This is a genomic window from Phreatobacter sp. AB_2022a (genome assembly GCF_026847585.1).
In the GTDB taxonomy this organism is placed as follows: domain Bacteria; phylum Pseudomonadota; class Alphaproteobacteria; order Rhizobiales; family Phreatobacteraceae; genus Phreatobacter.
Window position 1 is genome coordinate 1 of record NZ_JAPSET010000095.1, and the last position, 9,422, is coordinate 9,422.

Consider the following 9,422-nt stretch of genomic DNA (forward strand, 5'->3'; position numbering starts at 1 on the left):
GCGAGGAGGAGCAGCGGCGGCGCGGGGAACAGGCCCGCGTCGAGCAGCAGCGCCGGCGCGAGGAGGAACAGCGCCAGGCCGCCGCCCAGCGCGAGCGGGAACAGCGCGAGGCGCGCGAGCGCGAGCAGCGCGAAGCCCGGGAACGCGAGCAGCGCGAGGCCCGCGAACGGGCCCAGCGCGAAGCGCGCGAAAGAGCCCAGCGCGAGGCCCGCGAACGGGCCCAGCGCGAGGCGCGTGAACGCGCCGAGCGGGAGCGGCAGGAGCGGGCCAATGCCCGCCAGTTCGACCCGAACTCGATTGCGGCGCGCCTGAACAGCAGCCAGAACCAGTCGAACGACCGCCGCCAGGCCTCGCGGACGGAAGCCACCGGCGCGAGCGCGCCGATGCGCACCGCCTCGCTCGGCACCGCAACCGGCGCGGCCGCGCGCATTTCCGGCCGCGAGATCGATGCGATCCGTGCCTGGGCCGAGCGCTGCTGGGAAATCCCGATCGCGGCGCGCGAGGGCAACAGCCCGGCTGTGCGCCTGCGCGTCTCGTTCAATCCCGACGGCACCGTGACCGGCCGTCCGGAAGTGCAGAACCCGCGTGGCGATTCCAACTTCCAGGTCCTGGCCAATTCTGCCGTGCGCGCGGTGATGCGCTGCTCGGCCGAGGGTGGTGTCAGGCTGCCGCGCGAGCGTTACGAAACCTGGCGCGAAGTCGTGCTGAATTTTGACCCGAAGGAAATGATGCGCTGAGCGCCCGAGGTCGCCCGATGATCCGTCACGCAGGCGACCGACGGCACCGCTAACCTTGCGCCGTACGACCGAGACCCGAAGCTCATGACCCTCACGCTGAACCGCCGCAACTTCCTTTCCGCCGGAGCCGCCCTCGGCGCCAGCGGCCTCGTCCTGCCGAGCGCCCGCGCGCAGCAGAGCCAGCCGCCGGTCATCGACATCAGGCGCGGCCAGGTGCAGCCCTTCCCGATCGCGGTGCCCAATCTCGGCAACGACGATATGGGCCGCAACATTGCCGGTGTGATCGAGAACAACCTGCGCCGCTCCGGCTTCTTCCGGGTCATCGACCGCCAGGCCTATGCCGGCGTCGCCGTCGATCCGGACCAGGCGCCGAATTTCCAGCGCTTCCAGCAGGCCGGCGCTGCCGGCGTCGTCACCGGCCGCGCCGGCCGCGGCGCCGACGGGCGCTCGCGGGTCGAGTTCCGGCTCTGGGACGTCGCCCAGGGCGGCCAGCTGCACGGCCAGCAGTTCGCGACCCAGGAGGCGAACTGGCGGCGCATCGCGCATATCATTTCCGACCAGATCTTCGAGCGGGTGACCGGCGAGAAGGGGCATTTCGACAGCCGCGTCGTCTTCGTCGACGAGACCGGGCCGAAGGACCGCCGGCAGAAGCGGCTCGCCATCATGGACCAGGACGGCGCGAATGTGCGCTACCTGACCCGCGGCGGCGACCTGGTGCTGACGCCGCGCTTCTCGCCGTCGAGCCAGGACATCACCTATATGGCCTACAATGCCGGCGAGCCGCGGGTCTTCCTGCTCAATATCGAGAGCGGCCAGCGCGAGCAGGTCGGCAATTTCCCTGGCATGAGCTTTTCGCCGCGCTTCTCGCCCGATGGCCAGCGCATCGTGCTGTCGCTGCAGCAGGGCGCCGGCTCCTCCATCTATTCGATGGACCTGCGCTCGAAGAATGCCGTGCGCCTCACCGACGGCTCGGCGATCGATACCGGCCCCTCGTTCTCGCCCGACGGCCGCCAGATCGTGTTCGAAAGCGATCGCGGCGGCACCCAGCAGCTCTACATCATGGGCGCGGGCGGCGGCGGCGCGAACCGCATCTCCTTCGGCGAGGGCCGCTATTCGACGCCGGTCTGGTCGCCGCGCGGCGACCTCATCGCCTTCACCCGCCAGGGCGGCGGCCAGTTCTCGATCGGCGTGATGAAGCCCGACGGTTCGGGCGAGCGCATCCTCACCACCGGCTTCCACAATGAAGGCCCGACCTTCGCGCCGAACGGCCTGTTCGTGATGTATTTCCGTGACCAGGGCGCAGGGCCGCAGCTGTTCCAGTCGGACATCTTCGCCCGCGCCGAGAACCGCGTGCCGACGCCGAGCTTCGGTTCCGATCCGGCCTGGGGGCCGACGCTGAGCTGACGGTTCGCGCCGATCCCCTCTTTCCCGCAAGCCTGCCCTGTCGCCGCCGCGGCCCGTGCCGCCGGCGGCGCGCTTGCTTATAGCTGCATATGCAGCTATCTCTTCGGCCATGAGCCTCGTCCCGCCCGCCGGATCCAAGCTGTCGCCGCCGTCCGCCTGCACGGCGGCGCGGATCCGCAAGGTGTCGCGCCTCGTCTCCCACATCTTCGACCAGTGCCTGGAGCCGCACGGACTGACCGTGACCCAGTTCGGCGTGCTCGGTCATATCAAGGCGGATGACGGCGTCGATATCGGGACGCTCGCCGAGCGGATGGTGATCGACCCGACCAGCCTGACCCGGACGATCCGACCGCTGGAGCGCCAGGGGCTGATCCGGCTCGAGCCCGATCCGAACGACCGGCGCCATCGGCGCCTCAGCCTGACCGAGGCCGGGCGGGTCCGGCTCGCCGAGGCGCGCGCGGGCTGGGCGCGGGGCCAGGGCGAGATCGTCGAGCGCGTCGGCGCGGACGAGGCCGCGGCGCTCAACAGCATGCTCGACCGGACGATCGATAGGCTGGCGCGATGACCGCTTCCGCCAGCGCCTCCGGCCGCCAAGTATCTGCATATGCAGCTAATTTGTCGCCCTTCGCGCGAGATCGGGACCGATCATGACCATCAATGCCGCAGCCCCGAGCCTCGCGCCGGCCAATCCGATCGTCACCGCGCCGCTGCTCGGCACGATCGCGCGGCTCAGCGTGCCGAATATCCTGGCCATGGTCGCGACCGCCGCGGTTGCCGTCGCCGAGACGGTCTATGTCGGTCTCATCGGCACGCCGGCGCTCGCCGGCATGGCGCTGGTCTTTCCCGTCGTCATGCTGCAGCAGATGATGTCGGCGGGCGCGATGGGCGGCGGCGTTTCCTCGGCGATCAGCCGGGCGATCGGCGCCGGCGACGACGAGCGCGCCCGCTCGCTCGCCTTTCACGCCGTCATCATCGCCTTCGGCCTCGGCCTTGCGATCACCGTGCTGATGCTGGTCTGCGGCCGGCCGCTCTATGCCGCGCTCGGCGGTCGGGGCGAAGCCCTGGATCAGGCGCTGACCTATTCCGGCGTGGTTTTTGCCGGCGCGCTCGCCATCTGGCTGTGCAATCTCACCGCTTCGATCATTCGCGGCGCCGGCAACATGACCGTGCCGTCGGGCACGCTGCTGGCCGTTGCCGCGCTGCAGGTGATCATCGGCGGCAGCCTCGGCCTCGGGCTCGGCCCCTTGCCGCGGCTCGGCATGGCCGGCATCGCGTTCGGCCAGGTGGTCGCCTATGGGGCCGGCGCGCTCTACATGATCCGCTTCCTGCGCTCGGGCGCCTGCCGGGTCGTGCTGCCGTTCACCGGCGTGCGCCTCAACGGAGAACATTTCGGCGACATCCTGAAGGTCGGCGCGCTCGCCTGCATCTCCTCCTTCCAATCGGTGCTGACCGTGCTGGTGCTGACCGCGCTGGTCGCACGCTTCGGCCACGAGGCGCTGGCCGGCTACGGTATCGGCTCGCGGCTCGAATTCATGCTGATCCCGTTCACCTTCGCCGTCGGCGTCGCGCTCGTTCCGATGGTCGGCATGGCGATCGGCGCGGGCAGGCTTCAGCGGGCGCGCCAGGCGGCCTGGACCGGCGGCATGCTGGCCTTCGCCATCACCGCCTTCATCGGCGCCGTCGGCTGGCTCGCGCCGTCGGCCTGGGCGAGCCTCTTCACCAGCCAGCCCGGGGTGATCGCGGCGGCCAGCAGCTATCTCGTCTGGGCCGGGCCGAGCTACGGATTCTACGGCCTCGGCCTCTGTCTCTATTTCGCCGCGCAGGGGGCGGGCAAGGTTCTCGGGCCAGTGCTGGCCGGCACCGCGCGGCTCGTCGCTGTGGCGCTGGGCGGCTGGTGGATGGTGGCAACCGACCAGCCGCTCTGGGCACTGTTCGCGCTGGTCGCGGTGTCCATGACCATCTACGGCCTGGTCACCGCCTATGCGATCCACGTGACGCGCTGGGGCCCCGCCCGCTCCTGAACGGCGTCAGGGCGCCGCCCGGATGCCGCCGGTCTCGGCGTTGCGGACCAGCAGCGCGGCATCGGCCGGCAGCAGGTAGCGCTGGGCGACGAGCCTTTCGGCGGCGGCCTTGATCGCCGCCACATAGGCATCGCGGCTCGGATAGCGCTCCTCGATCGACAGGCGCGTGTCGCCGGTCGCCTCCCGCTCGCTCCGGCTGCGCGCGAACGGCACGAAAGAGCCGGCAAGCGAGCAGAAACCGTCCTCGAAGCGGTCCTTGCGGCCGAGATTCCACCCCGTATAGGTGCCGATCGGCACTTCGAGGAACAGCGAGCGCAGCCCGCCGATATCGTTGCCGTCCCGGTCGACCTGGGGCACCAGGATGGCATAGTCCGCAGTGCCCTGGCCGGGCGGCTCCCGGGTGATGACGCCGCTCGTGTCGGCGGCGTTGTAGTGCGGTCCGTAGTCCAGCCGGAACAATGGATTGGTGACTCGCAGCAGCCGGGCCGCGGGGCGCTGGACGCCACCATAGCCATTGGCCGGAATGGTCGGGAAGGTGACCTGGTTCGGCGCCACCAGCGTGCCGTCGGCAATGCGCGGAACGGCGCTTGCCGGTGGCGGCCGGTTCAGCACGACCCAGTCGGTCAGGCCGGTCAGCAGGGCGCGCAGCGTCCAGATGTGCGGATTGGGGTTTTGCTGCTGCTGGCAGACGCCGAAGGGCTGGACGGTCGGCAAGGGCAGCGGCGCCGGCGAATGCTGCGTGGAGGCCATGATATAGCTGCGGACATCGGCGGGATCGGCGACGTCGCGCAGTCCCATCGGATCGGTCAGGCCCAGCGACTGCCGTCCCTCCCAGACCTCCAGCGCCGTCGCCACGTGGAAGATGCGCGGGCAGGTGTGATCCCGTCGGCACCGGTCGAGAATGCCCTGGCTGCGACCGGTGATCGGATCATGCTGGCGGCGATAGGCAAAGGGAAAGTCGTAGGCGGGATAGAGATGGTCGATCTGCTCGCCCCAGGCCCGGCCGGGCTGCGCGAAGCGGAGGTTGAGCGGCAGCAGGCCGCCGCCGATATGGGGCAGGGCGCCTTCGAAGGCGATGCGGCCGCCTTCGTCCCGGTTGAAGCCGAGATGGAGGAAGGATCGGATCATGCGGCCGGACTGCGACGTGCCCATCACGATGGCCTTCTGTCCGCGCCGGAACACCGGATTGGGCGTGCCGGCCGCATCCTTGTCCCGATGCTTGAGAAAGGCGGCGAGGTCGCGCGTCACGGCGAAGCCGAGGCCGGTGAGCAGCGGATCCCTGGCCCGGTAGACCAGTTCATAGAGCCGGCCGGGCTCGAAGCCGGCGGGAAGGCAGATCTGCCGGTCGCCGGCCGTGACCGTGCCGGCGGCGTCGCAGGCGCCGAAGCGCCAGGCCTCGTTCGCAATGGCGATCCGCGGGTCCTGTTCGCGCGCGCGGACGGTCAGGCGCGGCAGGAAGCCGTCGGGAAAGGCCGTGCGGTTGTCGGTGGATGCGGTCGGGTAGCTCGTGTGGGTGAGGCCGGTGAACCAACCGCTCGACAGGTTGAGCGTCGTGGCGCGCGCCGGCGTCGTCAGTTCGGCCCGCACCAGGCCGGTCACGGGGGATCCGTCCGGGTTCACGGCGACCGGCACCGAGAGCGTCAGCCGTCCTTCGCCGGCCGCCACATCGGCCTGCCATCCGAACCAGACCAGCGTATAGCCCTGGTCCATCAGGAAGCCGTCGCCGGCATCGGTCAGGTCGTTGAGCGCGGCCTGGTTGCCGGCGACATCGTTGTTCAGGTTGCGCAGCAGCAGCTTGCGGCCGCGGTTGTGCACCTCGAACAGCAGCACCTTGTTGCCGCGCTCGAGCGTGGCCGGGCGCAGAATGTCGATGTCGGCGACATATTCGACCATGCCGCGCGCGTTGCGCGGCGCAAGCCTGATGTCCTGGATGATCGCGTTCTGGGGCAGCCTGGGATCGACCTCGCCATGGACCCTGCCGACCAGCCGGACATAGGGACCGACCGCCCCGAAGCTCCGGCCGCCGAAGGCGGGTTCCTGCCGGACGATCTCCAGGCGGACGATGCCGGCTGTGGCGGGCTGGGCCACGAGAGTGGCAAGCAGCGCAAGGCCGGCTGTTCCGACCAGCGCCCGAACACGTTCGCCCCACCGCATGCAGGCCCCCGGCTGCCGAAGAGAAGACGAGCCTACGAGGCGGCCAAATTCCGCGCAAGCGCATGGCAGAGCTTGTCCGGCGCCCGGCGCGATGCCCGGCTTCAGGCGGCGAGGCCGGCGATCAGGCAGGCGACTTCGCCCGGATGGGTGTCGATCATGCCGTGGCTCGCCCCGGCGATCGAGACGACGTCCGCCGCCGGCAGCAGCGCGCCGAGCGCCCGGGCTATGGCGATGGCGACAGGCGCGCTGGCACTGCCGTGGGCGACCACGGCTGGTCGGTCGAAGCCGGCGAGAACCGGCTTCGGCAGGCTCTCGGCGAAGGACGCCTTGACGTCGACGGCGTTGCGTTCGGCCGCTCCGCGCAGGAAGTCCTGAACCGGCGGCGGCAGCAGGCCGAAGGCGCCCTGGCCGAACCAGTAGTCGACCATGTCGATGATCGCATCGCGCTCGCCGATGGCGGCTCGGGCGGCGTAGGCGGAAAAATACCGGCCGGCCTCGTCGAGCGCTGCGGCATCGCCACCCAGTTCCAGCGCCCGGAAGAAGACCGGCTCGAAGAGCGCCAGCGCCTGGACGCGCCGGGGCGCCCTCGCCATGACATGCAGCGCGACATTGCCACCGTAGGAATGGCCGCCGAGCACAACCGGTCCATCGAGACTTTCGACGAGCTGGGCGACGCCTTCCGCCATGGCGGCGGTGCCCGCGGCGCCGGCAAGCGGGCTCGCGCGGCCATAGCCGGGCAGATCGGGCGTCAGAACATGAAAACGGTCGGCGAGCAGCGGCACGACCCGGTTCCAGGCCCGCCCTTCTCCGGGCGATCCATGGATCAGCACGAGATGCGGACCGCTGCCGGCATCGCCATAGGTCACGACCCGGCCGTCGGCCGAAGTGAATGAGGGCATGGGGGCTTGCTCTCCGCCACGATCGCAATAGCTTGTATATACAAGAAACCGGGATGCTAACGCGAATGGACGGCCGGCGACAAGCGCCGAGATCCCTGCGGACGGACGCCGCCGCGGCGCTCGATACCTGCCTCGGCTGGAACAGCCGGCTGGCGGCGCGGCGCATCGCGCGCCGGCTCGAGCTGAGCATGGCGGAGGCGGGCATGCCGCTCGCCCAGTTCTGGCTGATGGCGCAGATCGCCAGCAGCCCCGACGACCGGCTCGGCGCGCTGGCCGGGCGCATGGGGCTCGATCCGTCCAGCCTGTCGCGCAATCTCAAGGTGATCGAGCGGCGCGGCTGGATCGAGATCGCGCTCGCCGAGGCCGATCAGCGCCGCCGCCTGGTCTGGCTGACGGAGCAGGGGGCTCGGGCGCTGGAGGTCGCGCTGCCCGCCTGGCGCGCGGCCCATGACGCGCTGGCGGCAGCAATGCCGCAAGGCTTCGGACAGGGCCTGTCGCGCCTTGCCGCGACGGTCGGCGAAGCCGGTGAAGACATGGCGATGGCGGCGGGGGACGACGGCCCGGAGCGCTGACGCTGGACGGGTGCGAACAGGCGGTCCGCAAGGTCGATCGAAGAGAGCGTCCCGCCCGGCCCGCGCTGTCGGAGGCGGGTCGACCGATGCGGCTGTTGCCGATCCGCAACAGGGCTGGCAAAGCCAATCCGCAGAAGGGTTTATCATCGCCGCGACACCGGCCTGCCACAGTCTGGTCACGCTGCGCCGCGATGCCGGACCGGTCACCGCGCGGCCAGGGTCGCCGGGGCGCCGGGGGCGGCTTTCCATTTACCAATGGTTGACCATCCCCGCGAATGGTCGAGCAGTGCGGCGATCGTGCCTCACCGCTCGGTCATCCGGAAAAAATGAACATCATCTCAGGATGTTGTCGATCGGAGCCCAAGCTGCCGGCCAGATTTCCCGGAAGTATTCGGGGGACGGTCAAGGACGTTCGGGAAGGTTCGATTAACCTCCATCCTGGTAAAGGAACGGCTACGTTTTTCGTTAAGGAGATCACCATGCTGACCATGGCTCTCGGGCGCAACTGGAAGTTTGCCGCCCTCATGGCAATGGGCCTGGCGCTTGGCGCTTGCGCTCAGAATCCCACCACTGGAGCCGGGGCCGGCGGTGCCGGCGGCATGGGCGCGGCCTCCCCGGGCAGCCCGCAGGACTTCGTCGTCAATGTCGGCGACCGCGTGTTCTTCGAAACCGACTCGTCCGAACTGACCACCCAGGCCCGCTCGACCCTCGACAAGCAGGCCACCTGGCTGCAGCAGTACAACCGCTATTCCTTCACCATCGAAGGCCATGCCGACGAGCGCGGCACGCGCGAATACAATATCGCGCTCGGCGCCCGGCGCGCCCAGACGGTGCGTGACTACCTGTCGGCCCGCGGCATCTCGGCCGCCCGCATGCGCACCATCTCCTACGGCAAGGAGCGCCCGGTTGCGGTCTGCGACAACATCTCCTGCTGGTCGCAGAACCGTCGTGCGGTCACCGTGCTGAGCGGCGGCGCCGGCTCCTGACGCGGGTCAGGCCGGGCTCCGTCGGATGATTTCGATTGCAATGGCGCAACCCGGCCGAAAACCTTGACATATCGAGGAAACATCGCCTCCGACGATCAGCGGCGCTCGTTCGACGAGCGCCGTTTTTGCTTGAATAGGTCGGAATTCTGGCCCAATTCACGGCCACGAATGATAGGCTTCGCGCAAGGTTGCGCAGATCGCAGCGGCCGGCCCGGCACTGCCGGGCTCCTGCAGGACTGGAGAAGAGAGGAACGATGACCATCGGTCGGACAGTCAGGGGCTGGGTCCGGTTCGAGACGCGGAATGGCAGGCGTGGTGGACTTTGGGCGACACTCGCCGCGACGGCCGTGCTGGTCGCGGGGGTGAGCGGCGGGGCCAGCGCCCAGTCGGCGGCCGATCTGCTCGATCGGATCCAGCGGCTGGAAGCGCAGATCCGTACGCTGAACGGCCAGGTCGAGCAGTCGCAGTTCCGCCTTCGCCAGATCGAGGAACAGGCCAAGCGCACGCAGGCCGATCTCGAGTTCCGGCTGAATGAACTCGAGACGCAGCGGGGCGGTGCCCGCCCGAGCCAACCCAGCCAGCCGCGCCAGCAGCCGCAGCGCCAGCAGCGCGGCGACGCCTTCGATCCGAATGCCCAGCAGGGCGCGGC

9 protein-coding genes are annotated in these 9,422 nt (G+C 69.8%); 7 read left to right on the forward strand and 2 right to left on the reverse strand.

Features of this window, described 5'->3' with window-relative positions; all coding sequences use genetic code 11:
* From tolA to OZ671_RS31435, 4 genes are all read left to right on the forward strand, one after another.
* A partial coding sequence (gene tolA / locus OZ671_RS31420) for a cell envelope integrity protein TolA (RefSeq protein ID WP_268864348.1) occupies positions 1-737 on the forward strand: 737 nt, incomplete at its 5' end.
* 84 nt (positions 738-821) lie between these two features.
* Positions 822-2,141 (forward strand): Tol-Pal system beta propeller repeat protein TolB, encoded by a 1,320-nt coding sequence (gene tolB, locus OZ671_RS31425; RefSeq protein WP_268864349.1) that lies wholly within the window; start codon positions 822-824, stop codon positions 2,139-2,141.
* Positions 2,142-2,250: 109 nt separating this feature from the next.
* Entirely contained in the window at positions 2,251-2,706 is a 456-nt protein-coding gene (locus OZ671_RS31430; protein ID WP_268864350.1) for a MarR family winged helix-turn-helix transcriptional regulator, read from the forward strand.
* An 82-nt stretch (positions 2,707-2,788) separates the two neighbouring features.
* Complete coding sequence (locus tag OZ671_RS31435) at positions 2,789-4,162, forward strand: MATE family efflux transporter (protein ID WP_268864351.1); 1,374 nt, start codon at positions 2,789-2,791, stop codon at positions 4,160-4,162.
* A gap of 6 nt (positions 4,163-4,168) precedes the next feature.
* On the opposite strand, the gene OZ671_RS31440 is transcribed toward OZ671_RS31435, so the two are convergent.
* Entirely contained in the window at positions 4,169-6,316 is a 2,148-nt protein-coding gene (locus OZ671_RS31440) for an alpha/beta hydrolase domain-containing protein (RefSeq protein WP_268864352.1), read from the reverse strand.
* A 101-nt stretch (positions 6,317-6,417) separates the two neighbouring features.
* Positions 6,418-7,215 (reverse strand): alpha/beta fold hydrolase, encoded by a 798-nt coding sequence (locus OZ671_RS31445; RefSeq protein WP_268864353.1) that lies wholly within the window; start codon positions 7,213-7,215, stop codon positions 6,418-6,420.
* 53 nt (positions 7,216-7,268) lie between these two features.
* Between OZ671_RS31445 and OZ671_RS31450 the strand changes: the two genes are divergently transcribed.
* The 3 genes from OZ671_RS31450 to OZ671_RS31460 all read left to right on the forward strand — a co-directional run.
* Entirely contained in the window at positions 7,269-7,787 is a 519-nt protein-coding gene (locus OZ671_RS31450; protein WP_268864354.1) for a MarR family winged helix-turn-helix transcriptional regulator, read from the forward strand.
* A gap of 479 nt (positions 7,788-8,266) precedes the next feature.
* Positions 8,267-8,773 (forward strand): peptidoglycan-associated lipoprotein Pal, encoded by a 507-nt coding sequence (gene pal / locus OZ671_RS31455; RefSeq protein ID WP_268864355.1) that lies wholly within the window; start codon positions 8,267-8,269, stop codon positions 8,771-8,773.
* 254 nt (positions 8,774-9,027) lie between these two features.
* Positions 9,028-9,422, forward strand: a 395-nt coding sequence (locus OZ671_RS31460) for a YbgF trimerization domain-containing protein (RefSeq protein WP_328286415.1), incomplete at its 3' end; no start/stop codon positions are given.